Below are 26,986 nucleotides of genomic sequence, written 5' to 3'. Positions count from 1 at the left end.
CCTGCTCATTAGAACAAAGGATAAGGGCTTCTTGAAAGCAGCTTGCTGCGGACAAGGAGCCCTTTTGAGTATGACTAGCCCAACTTAAGTCTAACAAACTTCCGTTTACCAACCTGAACGATATCACCATCTATCGGTGTTATTTTCGCATGGATATCGGCAATTTTCTGCTCATTGATTTTCACAGCACCTTGTTCCACACTGCGCCTTGCTTCCCCATTGGAAACCTGCAAGTCGAGCGCCACCAGAAGCTGAATAATGGAGATCTGTCCTTCTTCCAGCAAATTGACTCTCAGCAGTTTCTCCTCAATCTCATCCGGCAAAGCCTTCTTTTGAAACACCGTAATAAAATGCTGCTCAGCCTCATCCGCTGCTTGAGCGCCATGATACATGCTCACATACGCTTTGGCTAATTTCATCTTGGCATCTCTCGGATGAATCGTACCCTCCTCTAAACCTTGGCTTAGCTCATGCAAATCTGCATGGGACAAGGTTGTTGTAAGCTCGTAGTACTTGAGCATGAGCGTATCGGGAATGGACATCGTTTTGCCGAAAATATCATTCGGATGCTCGTCGATGCCAATATAATTACGCAGGCTTTTACTCATTTTCTGCCCACCATCAAGTCCTTCAAGCAGCGGCATTAAAATAGCGACCTGTCCCTCTTTCATTTCATAAGCTCCCTGCAGCGTCCGGCCCATCAAAATATTAAAGGTTTGATCCGTTCCCCCCAGCTCGATATCCGTCTCGAGGGAGACCGAGTCATAGCCCTGCATCAAGGGATAGAAAAACTCATGCACATGGATCGGCTGATTGGCCGCATACCTGTTGGCAAAATCATCACGTTCCAGCATACGTGCCACGGTGACTTTCCCCGCTAGCTTAAGTACATCATCAAACTTCAGCTCGCCCAGCCATGCGGAGTTATAGTAAAAAGTCGTTTTGCTTAAATCCAATATTTTCGTCAATTGAGTCTGATACGTCTGTGCGTTGCGCTGCACATCCTCTTCAGAAAGCTGCTTGCGCGTTTCGGATTTACCCGTAGGGTCCCCAATCCGCCCCGTAAAATCTCCAATAATGAGCTGCACCTCATGACCCAAATCCTGAAATTGACGCAGCTTCTGCAGAACCACCGTATGACCGATATGGATATCCGGTGCAGAGGGATCGAGTCCCAGCTTCACCTTCAGCGGAATTCCGGTTACGACGGCTTTCATCACTTTCTGTTTAAGCGCCTCTTCCGGCACGATATCAGCAGCTCCACGCTTAATAATAAGCAGCTGCCGCTGCACCTCTTGCTGCTGTTCATCCGTTAATTGCTGCCATGTCATCATACCTTCATTCCTCCTTCTAAGAAAACAAAAAGAGACAATCTCCTCGTCCACAAAGGGACGAGAACATTGTCTCGCGGTACCACCCTAATTAAAGAAATACGCATGCAGATTTCCATATCGTATGATCTTTCACTTAGTTGAATAACGACATATAAATGCCGGGTATAAGCTACTGATGCCCGCAATGGAGCATGTTCCCTCAACCAACTCAGAACTGTAATTCGAAGCTATGCTTGCATCGGTTCGCACCATCCACCGACTCTCTGCTGCAGCGGCATTTCTCCTACTCAGGGCCTTGCCCATGTTCGTCATCGCTTTGCCTAATATTCAGATTATTGACCATTTAAACACAATCACTCCGTCTCTGTCAACCTTAGCTTGCAGCTTGGGAGGCGAGATTCTCCTTCTCCCTGCGAAAACGCAGACGCAGTAAACGCAGCCATTCGTAGGCGCGGTCCAGCTCTTTCCCTTTAAGCTCCTCCGTCCCCATAATACGCTGAAGGACCGGCTTCAAATAACGGTCGCCTTCCGATTCGAAGGCGCTCCATGCCTTGATGTGCTCGTCCTCCGGAACAGAGGTCAGCTCCGCTTCCACCAGCGGATCCATATCGTAGCCTTCCCGGTCAAGCTCCTCCACCCAGAGCAGAAGCTCCCTGCGCGGCAGCGTCAAAACCGCTTGGAGATCAGCCAAGCTGCCCCCGCCTGCAACGATCTCCAGCAGCTTCCGCTTGCTGACCTCGCGGTCAAGCTCCATGCGCAGCTTCTGCTCCTTCTGGGCAAGGAGCCATGACTCAAACTTGGCTGTATCTACGTTCTTGGCTACCCAATCCAGCGGGAAGCCGCTCGCTCGTGTATGCTCCGCTGTACAACGAAACACATCCGCCGCATACATCGTCGTCTTCTGTTCGCCAAAGCCTGGAATTTGCTGCAGCTCTTCCTTGCTCTGCGGCAAAAAGACGGAAATCATGCGCAGCACACGGTTCGTTGCCAGTATATATGGAGCTTTCCCTTCGCGGGCAGCTTGCTCCCTTCTCCACGCTCGCAGTTCTTCATATACCTCTTCGCTTGGATTTTCCTCGCAATAATAGGTCAGCATCTGAGTCATTCGAGCCTTGCCGGACAACGTTTGTGATGATTCCAAATCCGTGCTGACTAACGGGCGGAAGCCAACCCGCACCTTCTCCCTCAGTCCATTGCGGAACGCGCTCAGCATCTCGTCCCAGCTCATGCCCTGATACCACTGATCCTGCTGCAGCTTGCCCCCCTGATCCGGTTCACTCCATAAGACGCTCCAGATCCCTTGCTCTTCCCCAATCGATACTTGCGCCGAAATTACGCGATGATCCCCCGCTTCCTTCTCTAACGTGTTCACAAATACAATGTTCATCCCTTCTCCTCCAAACATCCCAAAATTAGTTTCAGAAAAACGAAAAAGCACCCAATCAGCGCTAGGCTGAAAAGGTGCTTCCCTCTTCCTAATATCCAAATCATACCATGTATGCCAGCTAGGCGCAAGATATGTTTTGTTGACAGGCTGACTTCGGTTATAATGAATAACATACTAGAAAGTGAATGGAGGACCCTCATGTCTGATTATGACTTTTTATACGATCATCAGGAAGAAACGACAACAAGGTTCGTCTGTTTCGTAGGCAATGCTTTGCACCGGTTCGATCTTGCCATTATGACAACAACTCGTTATTTCGGGAAAAAACTTGTTATTGATTTACAATCCGGACGCAGCGCTGTTATTGGTCCCGACGATCTGGCTGAAGAAGGATATCTGGAGTATGTGTTTAAGCTAAATGAAGAACAAGCGCTGGAACTGAATGAGTTCTTGTCGCAAATTATCGGTTCCATTCATTTCACGGATATTTAAGATCTGCTTGGGGGACACTGGAAAAAGCTTGAGCAACCCTGAAGAGGAGGCTTTTTCCATGAAAAACGAATCCATCAAAGACGAGAAACCACGAGCAGTCGGCTTTATATCTGAGGATCGCGATATTTACACCGATTTGGAAACCGTTGAATCCCAGCGCAATGATCTTATTCCGGAAGAATTCCCGGAAGGTCCTTATGGTACTAATTTGACCACCGAAGGTCTTGGTAAAAACTCGCCATGGCGTGAAGATCAACGCCCGCCCAACCGATTCTCTTACGAGAATCGCGAGCTTCACGAAGGCATCAAACGGGATTATCCAGGCGAAGACGACAACCGGAATGAACCCACGAATAGCGATAATGCCTCTAAATAAAAAGAGCCAAACGTTTGTTTATCAAGCGTTTGGCTTTTTTATTATCAAATTAACGTTCCTCTTATTTCGTTACTTTCACTGCCATCTCATCACTCGACCATTCGGCGGTTCCACTTCCTCCAAGACCGTGACACCTGGGGCTTTCAAGTAGTTCGTACCGCTGTTTGCCAGTATATTTCCTCTAAGCACAATACCAGTCCCAGCTTGGAGCCCAATGCCATTGGAGTTCCCGGTAATCGTATTATTCAAAATCTGCACATTTTGCGGGTCGCCTTCACCGATATAGTTGGCTTTATCGTCCCCTTTGTCATGCTCTAACAGGATAGCCCAATAATTAGGGGCTGTATTATTTCGAATGATGTTATTTCTAATAATGGTTCCTGGCCCGTTCAAAACTTTAATGCCTGAAGCTTCATCGACATTCGTCGTGTTTTCGATGACATTGTTCGCAATAATCGTATCCGGGGTTCCCATCGTAACTACAATACCTTCTCGAGAGTTTCGAATGATATTATCATGGATATAGTTTTTGGGACCTGACTTACTATGATTACTTGGCGCTGTGCCACCCGTATTACCAAGACCCACAGCTCCACCCGTGACTATATCGGTCACCAGATTGCCGTATATGTCATTTAAATATTCCAGTTCCCCATGAAGATCAATCGCATCCAGCTTGGTCATATGGAAATGATTGTTACGTACGGTATTGTTATGCGCGACAAATTGAATGAGCGCTCCATGTCTTAAGTAAGGCCCCTCAAAGGATGAATCTTCCACTAAATTCCATCTTGTGTCATTGTCATACCCAAGCCGATCCACCTTCGCCATCCCTTGGATCGCAACTCCATACCCCGACCCGCCAGGGCCTACATCGGTGGCCTTGCGGAAGGTGCTATTTTTTACAACTACATCATGGCTATTATCGATGCGAATTCCCATACGAGTGAACTTTTCAACCGTTACTTGATCTATAGTGATATTGTAGGAAGGATATTCACCATAGTTCGCAATGACGATCAAGCTGTCCGGTCCGCCACTTGCCGGATTGTTAACCTTATGATCTGTCGTATAAGCGCCTGCCCATGTGGAGGTTAGCGTTAGATTAGAAATAACCAGCTCATGCTGATTGGCTGCTTTTAACATCGTGCTGTTTTTAACTTTGTTAAGAGCTGTTTTCAAAACCGTTCCGGATTCACTTTCACCGCGGAGGTTGACCCCCGTTTTCAATAAAAGATTTGTAGTACCGTCAGGAGCTGTATTCAGATTGTACGTTCCATTCGGCAGGTAGACTTCATCCCCTGCAACTGCTGCATCGATAGCCGCTTGAATGGCAGGACGGTCATCCGTATCGTTATCTGCCAGGTCCGCACCGTAATTCAGCACATTAATAACCCGGCCCGATGTTGCATGGGGCATGTGAACAGGATGATTCGTGCCATCCGCATTTGTCATTCCTGGCTCGGTAAAGGGTACGGCTCCCGGAGGCGGTCCTGGTACCACATAAGGAATAATGGCAACCGGAGTATCCCCATTAGCGAATGGAGCATACATATGAACATCCGTTAGGCTTATGAACGTGCTGCCATCCGAGTTGCCATGTCCAGTAATTCTTACGAATCTGGCGTCCGTATCCGGTATATCAAAGGCTTGCATAGCCGTAGTCTTGCCGCTGCTGGAACCGCTGAACCTCTGCGTCCACATTGTTCCGTCAACAGACGTCTCGATTTCGAAATTCGTTGCCCGCACATCTCCCTTATAAAAACCGACACCGACATAACCAACACGTTTGATTTCATCCAAATCGTACATAATCCATTGTCCATCTCCCGATGAAGACCAACGGGTGTAGGAATTGCTGTCTATCGTGTTAATCTCGATGTTTCCATCGCTGCCGCTTGCGGTTACACCTATCACCGGTAAGGGTGTCAGCGGAGACGAAAGCGTTGTTCTGCTAAAAGTCAGCGGAGACGAACTGATATTCCCTGCTGCGTCTAAGGCTTCAACGCTGAAAGTATACGCGGCTCCTGGACTCAACCCTACAGCGTTATAAGAAGTGCTTCCTTTTAGCGCTGCCAGCAACGTATTATTCTGATAAACCCGATACTGGGTTACTTTTTTATTATCTACCGCAGCAGGCCAAAACAAGTTGATGAAATCAGTCCCCAGGTTGGACACTGCCAAATGACTGCCGCTCGGCCATGAGGGTGGAGTGTTATCGTCTGAGATATCGATGATCTCCTTAACAGCTAATCGGGGCCTTGGATTACTCGTACCGTTGGCTTCCTTCGAATAGATGTTTAAGGAAATGCCCGTATTCGCCGCATCTCCCACAACAAAGGCAACCTTGCCTTGAGACGAATGGCTTCTGACATAATCAGATACATCCACACTGTATAATTCCGGACTGGACCCTTTATCAGTCGACACCGTAAATTGGCCAATAAACGCGGCAGCAGCCAGATTATTGAGCGGCGCATTGCCCCATGTCAAGCCTGTTTCAACCCAATCCGTATTGTCTATACCGTAAAGTGACAGCTCCACATTGGTGTTGGAGGAGCCTTTTTTCCCGGCCACTTGAAATATATATGTGTATGCAGGATCGCTCAAGCCCGATAAATCATATTTAAAATAAACATATTTTTTATTGGTGCTTCCTGAGGAAACACTGAATAATCCAGCGCTTGTTCCCGTGGCGGAATTGAAATTCGCATCTGCTTTACTGCTGTCAATGAGGGCATCGTCCGTTGGCAGCAGGCTGCCTATTTCATTTTCTACAAATGGTCCAGGTTCGGGAGGCTGCTGCTGCGGCATCACCGTTATTTCACTCTCCGCATATACCTGCTGATTGACGGAGGTTGTAATAGTTGCCCGGATCTTCGTCCTGCCAGAACTTGCTGCTGTCACCAATGCGGTTGTTAATCCAGAGGCGGAAACGGTTGCAACGCTGCTATCATAAGTTGTCCATGTGACCGTCTGTGCTGCGGTGTCATTAGGTGTTAACGATACGGTCAACTCCTTTGACCCGTTTGCCTCCATCGTAAATACAGAAGGGTCCAATACAGCTGAAACATTTGGACCGCTCGGACTAGTTGGGGTATGGCTATTTTTGTATAAAATGTGTTCCGTCACGGTCCTATTCTTCACATGCTGATCCATAAATGCCCATGCCTCCGCATTGGCCGTTTCGGATGCTGTTCCTGTAAATCCGTGGCCCTGACCGGGAACAACTTTGAAGTCAACGGCACTAACTCCCGCTGCTGTTAGTTGATTAGCAAATGTAACACTATCTGTATAAGGAATCGTAGAATCCGCATCTCCATGCCGGATCCAGAATGGCGGATCATCCGGAGATGCATACGTACCGGGCATGGCGAGTCTTGCCTGATCTGGCACCGTGAAGGCTTTGTTCCCGCCTAGAAGCGCCGTTACAGAGCTATAGTTATTTGCAAAAGCAGTCGTGAAATCAGCAGGCCCAAACCAGTCAGCCACGGCCTGCACTTTATCTGAATATTCCTGCCAGCCTCCTGAGCCTTCCAGATCTGGCACATGCACCGTATTTCCAGTATTGAGGACCACTTGATCACTCGTTAAGAGATCCCCTGAGGTACCTAGCAGTGAAGCAAGATGGCCTCCCGCCGATGAGCCCCAGACGCCGATCCGATCTGGATCAATATAGTACTCAGCGGCATTGGCTCGCAAATAACGAATTGCCAGCTTCACATCCTGGATCTGAGCCGGGAATGGCGCTTCAGGCGTGAGGCGGTAGTCAAGCGAAACGCCGATATATCCTCTTTTAGTCACATATCCGCATATGTTAGCCAGCGCTTGTTTTCTGTCCCCATGATTCCAGCCTCCACCATGTATATAAACAACGACAGGCATCGGAGCCGTAGGCAACGTACTAGGAACCGCTATCGACGCATAGATGGGGCGGGTACCGGCTGTTCCAATTTCTACATCTTCATACAAGTTAACCCCACCGGGTACAGGAAAAGGTGTCGGATCCGTAGATGGCCCAGGTCCAGGCACCGGTGTTACCGCAGGCGGGATTCCAGGAATAGCTTGCCCTTTAATAGACACACTGTCCATGTACATGTTCGCCTGCATGGCTTCTCCAACTCTGAATCTTATCTTAAGGTTAGTGTTATTGTTGGCACCCGCTCCTAGTGCCCACGTTTTCAGTTTGTTGGATTCGCTGTTTTTTTGCTCAGCCGTTCCTTGGGGCAGCTTTAATTCTTCTAATAGCGTCCAACTGCTTCCTCCGTCCCCTGACCACTCCACGACAATACTTCCGCTCATATAAGATGACGCCCTTGTATAGTAGCTCAGCTTGATGTTCCCATAACCGGTCGTATTGAGCGGTAACGTCATTGCATCAGTAGCATCCAATTTGACAAGGTTAGGTAACGATGGAGCGCTAGTTGATGTTGATGTTTTGGCAAGGCTTCCCCCAGTGCCTTCTTGCACCCAGGGAGACGGTATGATTACATTGCCGGCTGAACCGTAGTTGTCCGGATCGTCGAAATTATCGGAAAAGAATTCGATTTCCGGTCCTTCAGGCTGTGGGGTTGAAGGCTCGTTCGGTGTACTATCATAAAAGAGCTGTGTATCCACCGACTCGGCCGAAAGCGTTTCCAACATAAGATTTGGTGAAACAACGGTCATCAGCAGCATGATACATAAGGCTATACGCATCTCCATACTTCGCAGTAAGTACTTCATTATATCCCCTCGCTTACTTTGTTATTCTTGAAAGGTTAACGCCCTCATTTTTGTTGAATCTCTCCGTAGCTTCCTGGATAACTGCATTGCCGCCTTTTTGCTTCCATTCCTCTAAAACTTTCGGATACTCCGAGATCGGTTCCTTGCCATACACCATCTTCAAAACATGCGTGAGTATAACGGGCGGAAGCTTATCTCCAGTTGGAGCGATGTCCGGATTTTTCAAATATCCCTGCAGCTGCGGCTCGAATTGAATACCGTCACGTCCTTCCTTCGCCAATACCGTGTCATACAGCTTCATGAGATTTTGCCCCTCAGGCGTAAGACTCAAAACACCTTTGTTATACGTCGTATCCTGAACGAACCAGAGCAGCACCTGCCGATAGGTCTCCTCATCCACATCCTTTGCATTCGTCGGCGCTTTATAATTAATTTTGCCGTTCTCCTCCGTGTAATTCTCCCCTTTAATCCCAAAGGTGAAAAATGTCTCCGCCTCGCTGCTGACCATCCAATCGAAAAATTTGATGATCGCCGCAGGATCCTTTGCCTTTTTGTTGATCAAATAGGCTCTTGTTACGTTGCCGACAAGCCTTAATCCACCCTTGCCGTCCGGTCCGGTCGGAGATGGAATCAATTTCATCTTGCCGGTTGCCACGCTTTCTCGCAATTGCTGATCCCATTGCATCAGCAAATTGGCATTCATGTTCCAGATTCCTGCTTTTCCGGCTAAAATGTCATTTTTGAACTTCGTCGGATTGGTCGTTTCAAACTCTTTGCTCATCAACCCTTCATCTACCATCGTTTTATAGGTTTGAATGGCCTTTTGCATATTTTCTACGTTAAAGAACTTAGGAACGATTTGATCGCCTTGCTTCATAAAGAAATTGCCGAACACATCATAAGCCCCGTAGAAAGCATCCGCATACACGAAATCCTCCCGTCCCATAAAAGGATTTTCAACGCCCAGTTTCTTGAACGCACGCATTACGTTGAGGTAGTCATCTACCGTTTTGGGCTCGGGCAGGCCCGTCTTTTCCAATAAATCTGTACGTATCCAAGTCGCTCTTCGGGACGGATTCGACAACCACTCCGGGATCGCATAAATGTTCCCTTTGGCGTCCGTTTCTTTCTCCCATGCTTCTTTCGGTATTTTTTTCAAAAGGTTTTGACCGTGCTTTTCCAATAAATCATTCAACGGTAAAAATACACCTGCTTGCACGGACCCTGCCAGCTGCGGATTCGTCAAGCCTGAGCTTGCCTGTACAACATCAGGAATCTCATTAATGGCGAACATCTGGATCATCTTCTGGTCAAAGTCTTTGTGTGTCATCAAGCGGATGTCCAGATCTGTATTCGTTAGCTCCTCCAGCTTCTTTACCCATTTCTCATCGTTAAGGTTCGGATGATTTTCCGCGTACGAAATATTCCCGGACCGGAAGGATATCGAGAAGGCCGCTTTCCCGCCCTCAAGCTTGCCTGCGGCTGCTGTTTCCTGCTTCCCTGCCTGCGAGCATCCTACTGCGGTTGCAGTTAGCAAAGACGCACTGATGATGGATAAAAGCCATTTCTTCCTCATATCAATCTCCCCTTATTTGGAAATAATTGCATCTCTCACGTGTGATTCTCGCAGCTGATTAACAATAGGCAGCATGAAACCTGCCAACTTCTCTCCCATCCGAATATGACCATAATCAGAAGGATGGATGAGGTCGCTAGTCAACGAAGTAAAGTCATCCATGATCTCGTTTCCGTCCAATACGTAGAGGAGGGAGTGATTTTTAGCGGCGGCATATTGCCTTAGAATTTCGTTATAGCGTCTTTCAGCCTCGCTGTACACATGGCTGTAATCCGTGAAATATGTAGCTCGGTTCGGATAAATATAGGTCAGGAAAACTGGCTTCTGCGGGTGTTGTTCAATAATTCGGTCCAGCAGATAGGATGCACGCCGCTGAAATTCCTCAGGAGGAACGACCGCTCGCATATTGACGCCAATCTCCAGATAAACCATATCCCAGTCATTGCGCTGTGCAATATGATCAGACAGTTCTTCTTCACAGAAGCAGGAACCGCTAAGCCCTAAGTTTAACGCATCTATTTCCAGACGTCGGGCAGCTTGCTGGATATAGCCGTTATAATGGCTTATAGCGCCTGCCCCTTGCGTAATCGACGAGCCGTAAGCTAATAGCGTCAATTGAGGCATCTCCTGCGGATGAGGAGGTCTCACCGGAAAACCGAATGCATCTATATGGTAGAAGACCGCGTTAAACCGTTCGCAAAAAATACGCCAAACATTGGCAGAAAACGCCCGATTGTTCAGTTTCTCCGGGATCACTTGAGCAAACCTTTCTGGCTCTTCCAACGGGATGGTTGTCATAACTCCCGCCTCCAACTCATGAGAAGAATGCAAGAAATCCCCTTTGAACACCAGCACTTTACCTTTCGTATCTTGAGAGGCTAGCACCACTTGCACATACTTCGCCTCTGTCACAAAACGCAGCTCGCAGCCGTTCGACTGCACTGCTTTCGTTCTCCCCTTCTCCGTTAAGCTGTGACGAACCTGCTTAGGAAACCGCTGCAGTCGAAGTCCCGGCAGGTAGGAGAGCTGTTCAAGCTCCGATACATTGTGAAAATAGACATCATTATGCAGCATATACGTTCTCCTTCCCTTCATTTTGCGCATTTCATCTGACTCATATCTAACTCATATTATCATGATATCTCTATGTAAGCGTAGTCATTGTAGTTTTCTTTAGTTCGACTTGTGATTTTATGAGGTGGAAATAAAAAAGGCGCAGGCTCTTTAGAGGAGTCTGCACCTGCGTTTATGTAGGAATATGATCAAGAGGAATGAATGATGTTGCTCTCATTAGCTTCTAACAGCAATTGTTCCAATCTAGAGCTAAGATCGGCCTTCGTTTGCAGACCAGACAGGAATAACATAATGTCCCGCTGAATGCATTTTAATTGGTAATTGCTGAGGCCCAAATGCGTAATTAGCCGGAAAGATGGGCATATGTCCCTGTACAAAAAAAATCTCGAAGGGCGATACCCGAACTCCTCCCCCTCCCATTCCATAGCACGCTGGTGAGCGGCAATATTCAACGTTTTACGACGAAGCAGCAATTGAATCTCGTAGGAGCTCAGAAAGTCGACCAACAGCTTTGCTGCCGCTTTGTTAGGAGAGCGGCTGTTCACAGCCAGTCCATTAATAATGAGCAGCGTACTCGAATCCGCTAAACCCGGCAGCTGGGAAATTTCAAAGCTTATGTTCGAATTCCGCAGCTGATTTAAGAAAAAATAAGTCGTCATAATCACCGAAACTTTTTCTTCCAGAAAAAGGGCCTCCGCATCGGCATTGCTTTCCGCAAGAATTCTTGGAAATACATCCGTCATCGCCAGCAAGTCTTGGCAAACTTCTAGACTTTCTATGATCTTGGTTCCATGCAAACGGTAGTTTCCGCAGTCATCGGTTTGAAAGGTTGTCCCACTCTGCAGCATAAAGATCGGCCAACGGTTGCGCGAAGGCAAATAAAAATAAAAGCCAAAACGTTCATTCTTCACAGCTAGTTGTTGACCATAGGTAAAGAGATCCTGCCATGCCCAGCTGCTTTCCGGCTGTGGAACTTGGGACTGTTCGAAATGCTTTTTGTTATAGCATAATACGACAGGCGAATAATTAAACGGCCGAACCAGCGTTTGACCACTTTGTTGGAACGGTTCCGTCAAAAACGGATACAACTCATCCATCAGCTCCATTGGCTCCAATAAATGGGTACAGTCATTTTCCACAAAATCTTGAAAATTATTATTATTCATCATAACGGCATCGAGGAGCTCCGATTCCATATACTGTTTCAATGACTTGGAATAGCTGCCTGAAGGAAGTTCCACTCTTTGGACAGCTATATGCGGATATTGCTGTGTGAACGCTGCCAGCAGCTCATCCAATTCGACAAGACCAGCAAATGAATGAACATAGCCAAATTTAATAACTGTCTTTTGTTGAGAGGCGGCATTTATGACCCTATTGCCTACTCTAGGAATTTTTTCAATGAATCCTTCCTCTACAAGAACTTTCAGACCGTTGCGAACGGATGCATTGCTGAGCTCGAATCGCTTTTCCAGATCACTTTCGGAAGGCAGGTAGCTGCCGATAGCGGTTTGGCCAGACAGAATCTCTTGACGCAGCGTAACAATCATATCTTCCAGCCGAACGCGAAAATGCTTGCGGCTTAATCTCTTTTGCATGCAGGTACCTCACTATCTTACTGTCTTGCTCTTACTTGTTTAATCATACTTAAATCATTGCGGGTCTACAAGCGATAGAAAAAAGCCGACCTCCTAATGGAGGCCAGCTCTTATTATTATTTGCCTAACAATTCCAAATGTCTGCCAATATGATGGCGAAGTCCCGCAGCGAAGACATCTTCTTGTTCGGCCAGCGTTTGGAAGAACTCATCTGCGAATTGCTTGCTGCCATCGGCATTTTTAGCTTGCAGAAGCAAGCCGTACGTGATGTGCAGTAGCTGGCGGGCATTGTTTTCTTCCATGTAGTTCGGCAGATCCGCATCGCTCACTTCAGCCAGAGGGACGATAGCGTCAATATCGGTCGTTACATGATAATAAGCTGTCGCCTCACTGAAATGTTCTAACGCATACTGATGCATACGGCGGTATAAAGAAGGATTGACCTTCGCTACAACGCGTACCGCTTCAAGCCAGTTCGTACCGGCTGTTTTGATATGGAACAAACCGTTCGTGTATTGCCCGATCAGCGGGAATACGCTGAATTTATCACTGCCGGAATGAATGCTCAGCTTGTATTCAAAATGTACGGCAATCGCCGCATGGCTGGCTAATTCACGCTCAAATTGCGCGATATCGCCAATGTAGTCGATTCCCTTCTGGAATTCGCCGCAGAAGCGCGGCGCCATGCTGAAAATCGTAACCCCGCGATCGCGAAGCTCATTCGCTACCAAATAGTGCGCTTCCGGCGAGGTAGGCGTCGCTGTTTCATCAATAGAAATTTCGAAATCGACTGCACGATCCAACGTGACGATGTATTTACGGAAGATCGCTTCCATGAAATTAATCGCAGCGTCATAGATCAGCACATCTTTCTTCAATGCTTCCGGCGTATACGCTAACGCAGCGCCTGGCACATTAGGTGCCGTTTGTAAGTAACGCTGCTCATAATGGCTGCGCAAACTTGCAGGAAGCTGCTCGTATTTGGCTGCGATTTCCGCTTCCGTCAAGGATTCGATCGTATTGTCAATATTTTCTGAGCAGTCCAGTGTCAGCATCGTAAACCCTAGGCGCAGCGCATACTCGATGTCTTCTTCTTTCTTCAAATGGTCGCCGTCCGCGCCATAGCCGTCTTTGTAGCCTTCTTGAAGTACGGCATAAGCAGCAGCATCCAGCACATCCTCATACGTACGGCCCGTTAGCGCAAGCTCGCGGATACTTTGCTGGGCCAGCACAGGACGAATATCTTTGCCGCGAATAGTTTGAATATGGCCAGGGCTGGCAATTCCAAGACGGTCCCCTAGTCCCATGGTAGCTACTTGCGTTCCAAAGGCTTGTGGAGCTGTATATGGCAAAAATTGATTAAGTGTCAAACGATTTTCATGAGATAACGGTGCTACCTTCCCCTCGTCAACGAGTTCCCCTTGCAATTGATCAAACAGTTCGCCTTCACCAACAACGATTAATTTCTTTCCCGCTTCTGTCCGTACCAAAAGGAGTGAAGATTTGCCTACTTGTGTCAATGAAGCTTCATATACGTGAACACTCGGTGAAGAGAACGACGTGATATTGCCTGATTTAATTGCTTTGATAAGCTGTTCCATGAAGTAAATCCTCCCTTATTTTGCAAGCGTTTGCTGATTACCTATAAATTAATCATATCGCAAGTAAGGAGCGTTTTCTCTTCATCTATTCCTATTTTCGGCAAAAACTATTCATATTTTTCACAAGAATCATGCTATACTATTTTCGTTACTGATTGCACTCAAAAGGAGTTCAAGCTATGTCTCGCACCGTCACCTTTGGCAATGAAGAAGAAGGTCCCTTTTATATCCAACATATTCATCGTTCCGGCTCTTTTGAACGGACTCAGCATTTGCATGAGATGTACGAGATTTACTATTTGTATGAAGGCGAACGCATGTATTTCATCCGTGATCGTTCTTACCTGATTCTTCCTGGAGATCTCGTGCTCATTAATCGCCGTGATGTGCATGCAACCTCAGACTCGGATAAATTAGGACATGCACGCGTCGTGATCAATTTCAGCGATAGTTTCTTGGAAAATGCCATCAAGGATGCGCCCTACCTGCTCGATGCGCTTACGCACAAAACTCCCGTACTCCGACTGGATCTGCCGACTCGCCGCTTAGTTGAGGATATGCTGGGCAAAATGCTCCATGAAGCAGAAGTGCCTCAGCTTGGGCAAATCTTCTCCCTGCGGCAGTATTTAGCAGAACTACTGTTATTCACAGCGAGATATATGCGTATACATCCGATCACTTCGCCTGAACATGTATCCCCTCTGCATCGCAAAATTTCCACCATTGTACGCTACATCAATACCCATTTCGGCGAACAAATCCGCTTGGAAGAGCTTGCTGAGCGGTTTGAAATCAGCCCGGCCTATTTAAGCCGAATGTTCAAGGAAATCACCGGATTTTCCATGGTTGAGTATGTCAGTCTTGTTCGTGTACAAGAAGCCCAAAAACTGTTAACCCAAACCAATATGAAAGTGATTCTTATTGCTGAACAAGTGGGCTTTGGCTCTTTGGTCCAATTCGGCCGGATGTTTCGGCAAATCACCAAAACGACGCCGCTTCGCTATCGGCAATCCCGCTATTCTTCAAGTAGTTAAGCTCAAGTAGCTAAGTGAACCTCAGCTCGTTTATGAGCTGGAGCAAGCTGCATTGCCGCTGGATGCGACTGTCCTCTAGGTAAGCCTGCGATTATGCATCCTTTTTGGCTTGATTTCACCCGTTGGAGGCATATTCCTGCGATAATGCATCTTTTTCTGACTTATTATCCATTTCCGGCTCAAAATGCCTAAAATGCCTGCACAATCGCAGGAATTTTCACTGATGTAAATTAGCCTACCAAAAAACGCCTCCATCCCCACTAGGTAGTGGTTTGGGAGGCGTTTTTCACGTTATTTGTAATTTGTGTACTTGCCTTTAACCATTTACGACCTCAGCCAGCACCTTCACCAAGCCGCCGAATTCCAATTCTTCGAACTTTCTTGCGGCAGCCTCATGACGAAGAGCCCACAGGCAATCATTTAAAGCGCACTCCACAGGGACATCCAGTCGAATACGCGCGAGGTCTCTCGAGAGATGCAGCATGTCCAAGTTGTCTTGAATCTTTTTCTTGACACTCGCAGGGAGCATCTCCAGACTTTCGAGGCATCCCTCGACCGATTTATACTCTGTCAACAGCTTAAGCGCCGTTTTTTCGCCGATCCCCTTAACGCCTGGATAATTATCTGCGGTATCTCCCATGAACGCCTTCATATCAATGACCTGAAGAGGAGTTAGCTGCTTCGTGGTATAAAGGGTCTCTAGATCATACACCGTGTAATTGGATCGTCCTTTATTCATAATGACAATCTTAACTTGTTCGGTAATTAACTGCAGCATGTCATGATCCCCGGTTAAAATGTAGACTTCGGAGTCACTTTGAAGTTTATTGGCCAGCGTGCCAATACAGTCATCCGCTTCATAGCCGACTAAACCAATATTGGGCACACCCATCTCGGCTACTACCTCTTTGACCAAATTAAACTGGGGCAAAAGCTCAAGCGGAGCTTCGATCCGATTTTGCTTGTACAAACTATAGGTCTCATTGCGAAATGTACTGCTCCCCATATCCCAGCAACAAATGACGTGCGTAGGGTTAAACGTGCTTATTGCATCAAAAAAATATTGAATAAAACCATATACCGCATTGGTAGGCACGCCTTTACTCGTTTTGCGAATATACCCCGAATAGGAAGTCGCATAAAACGCTCTGAAAAGAAGTGCCATCCCATCGACTAATAAAACTTTTTTGTTCTCGTCGCTCAACCTGATCTCTCCACTCCGAAACTGATTTCTTCCACTACCTACATAGTATCACGTTGCCGCAAGAGTCTCCAACCCAAAATTCTCCATTATCTGCGGCAACACGCACGTGGATTCGACAATTTAATCGAGCCTAATTAATTAAGATAAGCCGCAACTTTCATTCTCATTTCCATCGGGGGCTCTATCCCAAGCTCCTTTTGGTACAGCGTTTCAAATCTGTCATATTGCTTCGCTGCTTGTTCCTTCTTCCCGCTATGCACATAAATATCCATTAACAACTGCTGCATATCCTCATTCAATGGATACTGGGTCAGGTATGTTTCCAGTTTCTGCTCGGCCTTGCTGTATTCATGCTTGGCCATGTCTCTGTCAATCAAACTGCGGACAAGCAATGTGTACTGCTTGCTGTATCCGACCTCAAGTTGTACCTTCCATAGATAATCCTTCCGATCCAGAAGGATCCCTTGATATAGGGAGCACAATCGTTCCGACACCGCTGCATCCTCCAAGCATTCCAATAGCGCCGTTTCATTCTTGGGGAACTCCAGCAGATCGTAGGTGGAGCTTAAAGTATCCAGCATGTACCCATCATTGATTTTGACAATGTCCATGCCCGTCTCTTGCTCTTTCATCATCTTCTTCAAACGATAAATCGTATTGTGCAAGTTATGCGTGACCCTTTCCTCATTCATGTCAGGCCACAGGATATCACTCAATTGCCACTTGCTAATATCCTGATTAGGGTGGCACAGAAAAAAAGCGAACAATTCCTCTGTTTTGCGTGTAGGCCAGCGGACAAGCTTACCTTGTGGATTTCTGACCTCGAAGCCGCCGAAACAACGAATCGAAGCATACTGCGCTTGCGGTTTCATGGTTGCTGGGATGAGCTCTAGCTTGAGAAGGCGATTCGTAATTTTATCAAGGGCTGAAGGTGTAATCGGCTTTAAAATATAGTCAAAAGCATACACCTTGAAAGCATCCAACGCATATTCCTTATAAGCCGTCGTAAAAATAATTTTGGTCTGATCGGAGATTTCATTCATTCTTGCCGCAAGCTCAAGACCGTTAATCTTAGGCATCTCTACATCAAGAAAAACGATATCGGGACGCAGCTCTGGAAAGCTGGCGAGCGCTTCAAGCGGATTGCTGAAGGCGCCAATAATAGCATAATGTGAATTTCTTCCGATAATGACTTTCATTAATTCAAGAATCGGCTTTTCGTCTTCCACGATAATAACATTGAACATCGCTTTACCTCCTTTCTATGATACGGACTTGATCCGTTTTCGCTAAAGGAAAATACATCTTCACCTTTGTTCCATAGCCAAGCTCCGATTGGACATCCAGTGTAGCGCCAGCAATCGCATTCAGACGCATGCGGATATTGGAAATCCCTATGCTGCCGTTTAGTTTCTCGGTGCTGACAATCCGATAGAGCAGATCATCAGGGATGCCCACACCATCATCATGCACGGTGATTTGCAAATAGCGATCGCCCTCTTGAATCGTCAAAGTCACTCTGCCATATCCATCCTTCTCGAATAAACCATGACGAATGGCATTTTCAACAAACGGCTGAATGCATAAAGAGGGGATTGCGACATTTTTCAAACTTTCATCCACAATACAGACAAATTCAAAGCGCTCCCCGAAGCGAGCCTTTTCAATCTCAACATAGGCTTCAATCAATTCCAATTCTTGATGGAGAGGAACGAATTCATCGTTGCGGTCCATGTCCAAAATATAGCGCAAATATTGACTGAGCCGCGATAATAAATACGCCGCCTTCTCGCCGTCCGTATAACAAAAGGAGATGACACTGCTAAGCGCATTATACAGAAAATGCGGTTTAATTTGCGCTTGGTGAAAGGCAAGTTCATGACGGATAGCCTCTTGGATCGAGGTTTTCATAGCAATCAACGTTTGAATTCTGGCGATAAGCGTTTCGGCTTCAAACGGCTTCGTTAAATAATCGTTCGCTCCCGCCCTGAAGCCCATAGCGATGTCCTGCGAAGTATCCTTCGCTGTTGCGAATAAGATAGGCAAGTCCAGAATCGAGTATTGAGAGCGCAGCTGGCGACAAAGCTCAATGCCCGATGTGCCGGGCATCATCACATCCAAAATAATGAGATCGACCTGAGGATGCTCCTTGATTTTGACCCATGCCTCTTTGGCTGAGAAAGCAGCTATCACATTATAGCGATGTCTTTTCAAAATATTCAGCAAGGTATGAATATTGGAGGCTTCATCATCCACAATTAAGACCGTATAGGCATGCTCTTCCAAAATATCAAGCGAGTCAAATTCCTCGAACGTATGTTCGCGATGCGCATTCGCATTGTTGAGCGCATGATGAACAGGAAAGTTCTCTTCATAAGGCAGCGTGAACGCCATGCGAGTCCCTTCTCCGACATCCGACCATTCAACCTGTATGTCTCCCCCCATACGTTCGACAAGCTGGCGGCTAATATACAAGCCAACCCCCATGCCCAAATATCCATCGTCAGGCAGCACCTGATCAACCTGCTCAAAATACTCGAAAATCTTCGTGTGCTTGTCTTCCGGAATCCCAATCCCTGTATCTGTTACTGAAATATTCACGATCCCATTCGAAACTCTTGACCTAACGCTGATTTCCCCTATTTCCGTATGCTTAATCGCATTGTGCACCAGATTGTACAGAATTTGCCGCAATCGGCTTTCATCTGCCTGCACCCATACATTCGGCCGAACCTGATTATCCAGCCGCACCGCCCTGCCCGCAAGCTCAAATTGCAAAACATCGAATACGATCTGCGTCACCGCTCTTACATTGACAGCAGTCATATTCAAACGCAGCTGACCGTGTTTTAAACGAGTCACATCTATCAAATCATGCATGAGCATCGACAGCTTGACCGAAGTATCCTTGATTAGCCAAAGATTCTGTTTTTGCTTGGAAGACAAATTATGCTCGTCGTCATCCAGTAAATAAGAGGTTATGTTCATAATTCCGTGCAAAGGAGTCTTGATCTCATGCGACGTATGCATGAGAAACTCATCTTTGAGCTGATTGGAAACCGTTAGTTGATGCGTCAGCATCTCCGCTTTCTCATAAGCGTTCGTGAACCGCAAGGCAAGCAGGATGTTCATCAGTGTAATGAAAGAAATAACGCCAATTTTACTCAAGACATCCGAAGTAACCACATTTTCTGCATACAAAGAGCTATCCACCAAATAAATCATTAGCGATATGATTACAAAGATAAACAAAATGAGTTCTCTGCGTTCCGAGGTTCCGCTCTGGCTCTTCCTGTATAAGTAGATCATTCTACCAAATATGAAAAGAGGAGCGAGTGCGATATACAGAAAGAACATATATCTCACTTCGTTGTAAATGGCATAGGGCAAAACAAAAATGGCTGCTATGTAACACACAAGCGGTGAGACCAGCCACATGATCATTCGCTTCGAAAGAAGCCTGCTATCAATCGAACTGAAAAAAAGGATGCTCAGCACAGAGCTTACAAACTCACCTACATCCAGCGCCTTGTAGACAATCTCAAAAGGGATGCCTGGGAGCATTCTCTGAAAAATTTTCTCGCCAAACAGCAGCTGGACGAAGGACAGCGAGAATAAATACAAACCGCTGGTCAAGTAGATTTTCTCACGCCTCCGAAGAAAATAGAGGTTCAGATGATATGCTCCGAATATACTGAGCAGCAATATGCTCGCTAGGTCACTGCCCATCAGCAGCGTATTCAGATTCATGATGTCCCCATACCATCCAAATTGAATAGAATTCACGATACCACCGGTAAAAAACACATAGTTCGATACTTGAATCAGAATTTCAATCTCTTTGGTTTGCGGATGAATAAAAGCGCTGTATGGCGTGTTGCCAGGTCGATGGGCTGCCTCCGTTGCGGCAGGGTGCCCGCTCTCTCCTTCCAGCTTGCCATCTATATATAAACGATGAGACATCCGGATGCTTCTCAATTTCACACCGTAGATATCGTCAGAAGCATTCACAAGCAGTTTGAGACGATAGGTTCCATAGCCTTTTCCCGCCATGCCCCCATCTTTATTTTTGCCCCTCCAAGTACCAGGAACAGGTAAATAAGAGACATCGTTTCGCTCTCCTAATTGAAAATCAATAGGCTCCAACAGCTTTCCTTCATAGAATTCCCACTCGCCATCCAGAGTGACCAAGCCTTGTTTATGAAAGTCCCAGTGGGTTAAATCCAGGACACCTCGCTTTGCAGGCTCAGTAACATGATTAGGCAGCATTTGCCAATAGAGACTAAGAAATAATGAGATTAAGAAAAGAGAAAACAGAATAATTCCTATGCGTCTAGGAAAGCTCTTCACGATAGCTCCTCCTTTCTTCGAAATTCGCTACGTTTGATTCTATCATTTCAAACTCACAAAAAACTCACAAGATGATATGTAGTCCTATTATAGCAAGTTGAGACGCTGTTTGAGTAAAAAACGGTTAATGGAAGCTGGCTTGATGTCCTGCCCTAGCAATTAGTTGCGCCACGTGGCGTATTTGCTTCGTAAATAAACACTTTTCTATCCTAATTCCCATATTGTAGACTGTGCATGATATTAACCTATTCTTTAATGAGTTGCCTGAGAAAATGATTTGGAAAGCAGGAGGAGAACATGTACCAACAATATTATCTAAATCACTGTTGGTGTTATGAATACCCAGTTAGTTTTATGGAACCAACACTTCAAATGTATGCACCAGCCGCATTATCCCTAACATATCCAGCCCCCTATCGTGGACCGACGTATGGAGTTTCTCTCACGAATTTCTTTTTCAAAGATAAATCATTTCATTTCGAAACGCTGCGTGCAGTTGGATTCGCGGTTGACAACGGCGCCGATCTCAACGAAGTGCTCTTGACCGCTGCCGCAATCCCGGAGGGTGATGAAGAAGCATGGATGAGGGAGTGGAAGGCTACCGCAGACCGTATTTATGAACGCGGCAACTATTCCTTCGAGTATGGAGACAAGATCAGCGCACGGGAGGCGTTCTTGCGCGCTTCGGCCTACTATCGCAGCGCTGAATTTTACCGTCGCAAGGAACCCCTGAACGATCCGCACGTTCCCGAGCTGTTCGGTCTGTCTCGCGAGGCGTTTGTGAAGGCGGGCAAACTGCTGGATGGTCCCTTCGAGGAGATCTCCATCCCTTACGGCAAAGATAAGCTCCCCGGATACTTGCTCCTCGTGGACGACAGCGGCAAACCCCGGCCGACTCTCATTTATACCAATGGATTTGACTCGACGACAGAGGAAGGCTATTTCGTCATTGGCGCAGCCGCGTTGCGGCGCGGTTTCAACGTGATCCTGTATGACGGTCCCGGTACGGGACGCATGATCCGCGAGAAGAGTATTCCCTTCCGTCCGGACTGGGAAGCAGTGCTTGGTCCAGTCATGGATTATGCTGAGACACGTCCAGAAGTCGACAAGTCCAAAATGGTGCTATTCGGGTACAGCATGGGCGGATATCTGTGCGCTCGCACAGCGGCCTTTGATCATCGTCCGGCAGCCATCGTGCTCGACGACGGTATGACGAGCTTTTTCGCGACGTATCCTCCGCTTCCGGAATTCCTCGTGGAGTGGATCAAAGCCGGACGCGATGAGCAGGCGATACCCGTACTTGAATGGATCAAAAAACACGACACCTACGCCCGCTGGGCGCTGCAAAATGGCGTGTGGGTATTTGGCACTTCGAACGAACCGGCATATATCCGGAAAAGCGGACAGTTTGCCCTCACCACCGAAGACATGCACAAGATCAAGTCCCCCGCTCTAATTCTGGAGGGAGAGAACGACCTTGTGTTCAAGGGCCAGGCAAGCAAGCTTGCGTCCGAGCTAAAAGCTCCATACAAACATGTATTGATGCGGAACGCTGATGGTGCAGACGAGCACTGCCATATGGGCGCAATGCGTCTGCTTCATCAGACCATTTTCGACTGGCTCCATACGACCCTGTGAATTGTTCGTTGAGCAGCATGAATATGGAAAATGTCCGTCACTATGCAAAAAAACCGCCGCCAGCAAAGGTGCTGGCGACGGTTTTCCAAATTCGAATCTTAACGGCTTGTATGCCACTTTATTTCTTGAATGAAGTCAGCTACCGACTGCTGCAAACGAGCGGAAATTTCATCATCCAGAATCGCTTGTCCTTGTTCCCCCCATGTAACTTGCTTATCCAATACGAAAACGCCTTGCAAAATATTCTGTGCACCCAGTGCAGATAACACGGGTTTCAGAGCGTAATCAATCGCAAGCAAGTGAGAAATAGTTCCTCCTACAGCAAGCGGAAGCACGACCTTGCGCTCAAGTCCTTTTTGCGGCAGCAGATCAAGGAAAGCTTTCAAGACGCCTGTATAAGAAGCTTTATATACCGGCGTTGCAACGAATACAGCATCAGCTCCGGCAACAAGCGCGTTAGCGTTCACTATCGCTTCACTGTCGAACTTCGCATACAGCAAATCTTCAGCTGGAATATCGCGAACTTTAATCCAATCTACTTCGATACCCGCTTCGATGAGCGCGGCTTTCGCTACTTCAATAACACCATGTATACGGGACGTGGGCGTTGGGCTTCCTGAGATAATGACTACTTTGGGCATACGGTTCACTCTCCATTAGGTTTAGGTTAAAAAAAAGACTCCACTTTCTTTGCTTCATACAAAGTGGGAGTCTCCAGTTGTCAGGTCGACTTAGTTAATTCATAGTATTTTACTTGGAATAATTTTACCATTGCCTATTGCGAACGTCAACACTTTTTGTTTAAAAGAAATTCCAGCCCGGCAGCCACCGGAGGAAGAAGGAGTACGCAGAGGGAATTATCATCCCTGATAAAATAGGGTAAAACAGACCGAACAAGACAAGCACACCAGCCAAATAGCCATATACCCATCGTCTTTTATGCAGCGGTCCTTGTTCCAAGTACTCTTTAATATAATAGGTCAAGATCAGCACTAGGAAGGGAACCATCGCGAAATAATGATAAATAAAAGTGAGCCTTGGCACCAGAATCCAAGGTAAGTACTGCGAGCAGTACGCAATGAGCAGCACGCTCAAAATTCTATCTTTGCGTTTAAAGGCAACGTAGAACGAGTAGATCACAGCAACAAATCCTGGCCACCAGACCAGTGGATTGCCGAACGAAACGATGCTCGAAAGCATGCCCTGCGGCATCAGCTTTGCTTGATAATACCAGATCGGACGAAGCATTAACGGCCACTCCCACCATGGCGAGGAGAACGGATGCGTAGCTACGAGATCTTTGTGATATTTGTACATATGTACTTGATAAGTCACGACATCCTTCAGCCCATGCCCTGGCCCCGGCACCATCATGAATGGAATGTAAGATAGCGTATAGACACCGAGCGGTACAATTACAAACATCAGTACGCACCAAAGTAATGTGAGCAGCGTATTTCTTAGGAAAAGCTTACTGACAAGCGAAAGCCGGCTGCGTTCTGCTTCTGTCCACTTGTCCCCCTCGCTCTCGGGATCGGGTTCGTCCGAATTTCGCAGAATGCGCCGCGCCAACCTATACTCGCTGTATCGCTCGAGCAGAGACAAGAGAAGCAATAAAGCAAGCCCTGCACCGCCATAAATGACAATCCACTTGGAAGCCGCTCCAATGCCGAAGAATAGACCGGACAACCCTAAAGGCACCAACGTAGTCCACAGCTTCTCCTTATAAAAGCTTAAGGTCGTATAGCGATACATGAAATAGAACATCAGCATGATGAAGAATACCCCATAAACATCAATCGTCGCAATTCGCGTTTGTGCGAAATGCATGAAATCAAAGCTCAACAGAAAAGCAGCGATAAACGCATACTCCGAGCGTCCAAACATACGCTTAGCAAATACGTACATGACCGGAATCATTCCGACACCAAACAAGGTTCCGATAATGCGCCAGCCAAAGGGATTTAGGCCAAACACATAAATTCCAATAGCCATAAGCACTTTGCCAAGGGGCGGATGCGTGCTTTCATAGGGCTCGATTTGGTGTAAATGCTCATATGCAGTTCTTGCATGATAAATCTCATCAAAGTACGTCCCGTTCATATACGTAGGCGTATATGGAACTACGCTGGCTTCATCGAAAAGATTAGCCGTTTTCCCTTCGTCAGCCGGGTTTACATCTTGCTCTGTCACCTTAGCAATCGGAAGAATCGTGGAGCTGCCGTCACCGAAAATACCGATTTCATGGAGGTGCAGCGCAGCGCCTTCCTGCGCATCCATAACCATTTTCACGTAACGCGCATCTTTCTTAGGTTCGACCGTATTCCATGTGAGCACTTTGGTATGATCGGATTTCACCGCTATTTGATCTTGCCACTGTGTGCCATCCATAGAAAACCAGAAGGAATAGGCGCCTTCACCCACACCTGCAAAGCTGTTAATTCGCGTAATGTTATGTGAACTGCCGAGGTCTACAATAACCGCTTCCCCTGCTTGAGTTGGCTTCCAGAACGTTGTAGGAGCCTTATGTCCCCCTAAATGGAACAAGGCGATTATCGTATAAATCACGACGAGGGCGCCGAGATACAGCACATCCTTTTTCGTGAAAAATCGTCCTTTGGCACTTCTTTCGATTCCGTCTTCCTTCGGTTGGATAATCTCCCTCCATCGTTGGGCAGGGGTAAGCTTGCTTTGTTCTGTTCGAAGCGGAGTCTGATCTTGATTCTCGTTCAGTCTCTCCACCTCGCGTTCTTGTTGTGATCCCACGAAAAGCCTCCATCCTAATCTGCTTGCATAAATAAATAAGAGAACATTGATTGCCGATACCTCTAACATCAAGGGATCATAGCGCGGGATGTGATAATCCTGATGAAAGCTGCGCAGAAGCACATCGGCAAGATTGATAAAATGAGTCATGCTAAAGCCGATGAACACCCAAAGTATGCGGCGATCCTTGAGATAAATGAAGCTGGCCAGAGCCAGCAGCAAGCCATAGTGCAAATAGCGCTCATGCATTTTGGTCATGCACATAAAGACAGCGGTTATAAATAAGAAAGCCACGTAGAGTAAAGCTCCGGGCCTGCCATTGCTGCGCACATACAAGAAGCATGTGTATACTAGCGCCAACGGCATCAGTACCCAGCCTAGCCATTGATAAGGAATGTGCAGGAACGTGCTGTTCATATCGATGAAATTTCCACCCAGCAGCGCCATGAGATTAAACGCATTCAATGAAGCGTAGGGATAAGAGGACAGGGTGCCCGAATAGAGCTCAATCAACCAGCCATATCCTCTGCCAATCGCAAAAGGAAGCGCAACGATCGTCATCGTCGTTAACCCGCTTAGAACACTTAATAAGCCTATCATTAGATTACGCTTTCGAACAACATCAATCAGAAGAAAAATACCAAAAAGAAGTGCCTGCGGCTTCAATAACAGGGCTAGCGCGATGAAGATCGAAGCCTGCGGGAGTTTCCCTCTCTGCTGCTGCAGCAGTGTTGCAAGAATAAACAGCATAAAAAACGAGTCGACCTGCCCCCAGACCGCAGAGTTCGCCCATATGGCAGGATTAAAGGCAAACAATGCCGCAATCCCGACAGCTTGCAGCCAGCTGCACGCACCGCCTCGAAAGCTCTTGGCAAGGCGAAACAGGAGGTAAACGGATACAATATCAGCCATAATGGCAGGCAGCTTAAGAATTAATAAGGACTGTCCGCTCTCCCACGGAATCGACAGTTTATGGTGCAGGAACCCCACTACATACAGTACATACATATAACCAGGCGGATAGTCTAGAAAGTAGTCCTTGGCATTCGTATACATGCCTGATAACCCAACCGTATACGCGCGGTCAGCCCATGCGAAAAAGGTTCGAACATCCGTGTCATAACCAACCCAAACGGGTGCAACATATAATCTTAGCAAAAATGCGGTCAATAGCAGTAATCCTAGAAGTAAGTACTTATAGGGGGCTTCCCCCACTTGCTTGAACCAGCTTACCATGCGGCATCTCCTTAACGATTAGACTATTACCATTATACCTGTCCACACTCTTGCAGAAAAGGAAAAAAGCACCGACCGTGGGGTCAGTGCTTAGGTTCAAGCTTTTCGATGCGCTCGCATATTTCATGCAGCCAATCATAGTCACTTGTGAGGGATGCACAAAGCGATAAATTTTCCAACTTTAATCGGTTCCATACATAGCTTGCGTTAGCTTCCATACACAGCAGCAGCTCATCCTGCTCTGCCCGTGTCAATTCGCGCGCTCTGCGTAATGTCCATAACTCCGCCATACGTTGATGAACAGCCAACATCGTTTGGGTGCCCTCCTGCTAGTTAAGTAGCTACTATTATGCAGTATGGACAAAGAAAGGAAAGACGAAACAGATGGATGGGATTTGATCCTCTTTCCGGCTCGAGACTGCCTTTTTGGCAGTCTCAGCGGGGGGTTGTCGCTTTTCTGCTTCTGAGACGGCGTTTTCGAGACCGTCGAACAACTCCTCAACAAACCCCCACCCATCCTCTCCACAGCTAAAACGCAAACTTTTTAGCTGCAAAAAGGCATTCCTCGTCCATTCGCCTCACTCTTTGTTCCCTC

The 26,986-nt window shown here is 47.0% G+C and carries 17 protein-coding genes and 1 other annotated feature; of the genes, 4 read left to right on the top strand and 13 right to left on the bottom strand.

Going from position 1 to position 26,986, the window contains the following annotated elements:
* Positions 1-74 precede the first annotated feature (74 nt).
* Both tyrS and HQN90_RS33080 read right to left on the bottom strand, forming a co-directional pair.
* Positions 75-1,331: a tyrosine--tRNA ligase gene (gene tyrS / locus HQN90_RS33085; protein WP_173227088.1), complete on the bottom strand. Its 1,257-nt coding sequence runs from the start codon at positions 1,329-1,331 to the stop codon at positions 75-77.
* Between the two features lie 53 nt (positions 1,332-1,384).
* Positions 1,385-1,643 (bottom strand) — a binding site (T-box leader).
* A gap of 64 nt (positions 1,644-1,707) precedes the next feature.
* On the bottom strand, positions 1,708-2,721 hold the full coding sequence (locus HQN90_RS33080) for an HRDC domain-containing protein (protein WP_173227037.1): 1,014 nt from the start codon (positions 2,719-2,721) through the stop codon (positions 1,708-1,710).
* 198 nt (positions 2,722-2,919) lie between these two features.
* Between HQN90_RS33080 and HQN90_RS33075 the strand changes: the two genes are divergently transcribed.
* Positions 2,920-3,213: a DUF3055 domain-containing protein gene (locus HQN90_RS33075; RefSeq protein WP_079409342.1), complete on the top strand. Its 294-nt coding sequence runs from the start codon at positions 2,920-2,922 to the stop codon at positions 3,211-3,213.
* 58 nt (positions 3,214-3,271) lie between these two features.
* Positions 3,272-3,589 (top strand): hypothetical protein, encoded by a 318-nt coding sequence (locus tag HQN90_RS33070; protein ID WP_173227035.1) that lies wholly within the window; start codon positions 3,272-3,274, stop codon positions 3,587-3,589.
* A 75-nt stretch (positions 3,590-3,664) separates the two neighbouring features.
* Here the strand turns inward: HQN90_RS33070 and HQN90_RS39110 are convergent, their stop codons facing one another.
* From HQN90_RS39110 to HQN90_RS33040, 5 genes are all read right to left on the bottom strand, one after another.
* Entirely contained in the window at positions 3,665-8,314 is a 4,650-nt protein-coding gene (locus HQN90_RS39110) for an alpha/beta hydrolase fold domain-containing protein (RefSeq protein WP_246362955.1), read from the bottom strand.
* Between the two features lie 13 nt (positions 8,315-8,327).
* Positions 8,328-9,890, bottom strand: a complete 1,563-nt coding sequence (locus tag HQN90_RS33055) for an extracellular solute-binding protein (protein ID WP_173227033.1) — start codon at positions 9,888-9,890, stop codon at positions 8,328-8,330.
* Between the two features lie 12 nt (positions 9,891-9,902).
* Positions 9,903-10,964: an SGNH/GDSL hydrolase family protein gene (locus HQN90_RS33050; protein WP_173227031.1), complete on the bottom strand. Its 1,062-nt coding sequence runs from the start codon at positions 10,962-10,964 to the stop codon at positions 9,903-9,905.
* A gap of 188 nt (positions 10,965-11,152) precedes the next feature.
* Positions 11,153-12,562 (bottom strand): extracellular solute-binding protein, encoded by a 1,410-nt coding sequence (locus HQN90_RS33045; RefSeq protein ID WP_173227029.1) that lies wholly within the window; start codon positions 12,560-12,562, stop codon positions 11,153-11,155.
* A gap of 116 nt (positions 12,563-12,678) precedes the next feature.
* Positions 12,679-14,163 carry a tagaturonate epimerase family protein gene (locus HQN90_RS33040; RefSeq protein ID WP_173227027.1) on the bottom strand — a complete coding sequence of 495 codons (1,485 nt, stop codon included), beginning with the start codon at positions 14,161-14,163 and terminating at the stop codon, positions 12,679-12,681.
* Between the two features lie 179 nt (positions 14,164-14,342).
* On the opposite strand from HQN90_RS33040, the gene HQN90_RS33035 reads away from it, so the two are divergent.
* A complete protein-coding gene (locus tag HQN90_RS33035) occupies positions 14,343-15,197 on the top strand; it encodes an AraC family transcriptional regulator (protein ID WP_173227025.1) in 855 nt (284 codons plus the stop codon).
* A 316-nt stretch (positions 15,198-15,513) separates the two neighbouring features.
* Here the strand turns inward: HQN90_RS33035 and HQN90_RS33030 are convergent, their stop codons facing one another.
* The 3 genes from HQN90_RS33030 to HQN90_RS33020 form a co-directional block, all read right to left on the bottom strand.
* Entirely contained in the window at positions 15,514-16,401 is an 888-nt protein-coding gene (locus tag HQN90_RS33030; RefSeq protein WP_173227023.1) for a 5'-3' exonuclease, read from the bottom strand.
* Positions 16,402-16,535: 134 nt separating this feature from the next.
* Positions 16,536-17,648: a response regulator gene (locus HQN90_RS33025; RefSeq protein WP_173227021.1), complete on the bottom strand. Its 1,113-nt coding sequence runs from the start codon at positions 17,646-17,648 to the stop codon at positions 16,536-16,538.
* A gap of 4 nt (positions 17,649-17,652) precedes the next feature.
* A complete protein-coding gene (locus HQN90_RS33020) occupies positions 17,653-20,751 on the bottom strand; it encodes a hybrid sensor histidine kinase/response regulator (RefSeq protein WP_338042418.1) in 3,099 nt (1,032 codons plus the stop codon).
* Positions 20,752-21,048: 297 nt separating this feature from the next.
* Between HQN90_RS33020 and HQN90_RS33015 the strand changes: the two genes are divergently transcribed.
* Complete coding sequence (locus HQN90_RS33015) at positions 21,049-22,389, top strand: alpha/beta hydrolase family protein (protein WP_173227019.1); 1,341 nt, start codon at positions 21,049-21,051, stop codon at positions 22,387-22,389.
* Between the two features lie 98 nt (positions 22,390-22,487).
* Here HQN90_RS33015 and ssuE read toward each other — a convergent pair whose 3' ends face one another.
* The 3 genes from ssuE to HQN90_RS33000 form a co-directional block, all read right to left on the bottom strand.
* Positions 22,488-23,030, bottom strand: a complete 543-nt coding sequence (gene ssuE, locus HQN90_RS33010) for an NADPH-dependent FMN reductase (RefSeq protein WP_173227017.1) — start codon at positions 23,028-23,030, stop codon at positions 22,488-22,490.
* A gap of 160 nt (positions 23,031-23,190) precedes the next feature.
* Positions 23,191-26,391, bottom strand: coding sequence for a glycosyltransferase family 39 protein (locus HQN90_RS33005; RefSeq protein ID WP_173227015.1), 3,201 nt, complete (start codon positions 26,389-26,391; stop codon positions 23,191-23,193).
* Between the two features lie 83 nt (positions 26,392-26,474).
* Complete coding sequence (locus HQN90_RS33000) at positions 26,475-26,702, bottom strand: DUF7667 family protein (RefSeq protein WP_173227013.1); 228 nt, start codon at positions 26,700-26,702, stop codon at positions 26,475-26,477.
* Between the last annotated feature and the right edge of the window lie 284 nt (positions 26,703-26,986).

Origin of the sequence: Paenibacillus alba (assembly GCF_013204855.1) — a bacterium.
GTDB lineage: Bacteria > Bacillota > Bacilli > Paenibacillales > NBRC-103111 > Paenibacillus_E > Paenibacillus_E alba.
This window is presented reverse-complemented; position numbering and strand designations above follow the sequence as displayed.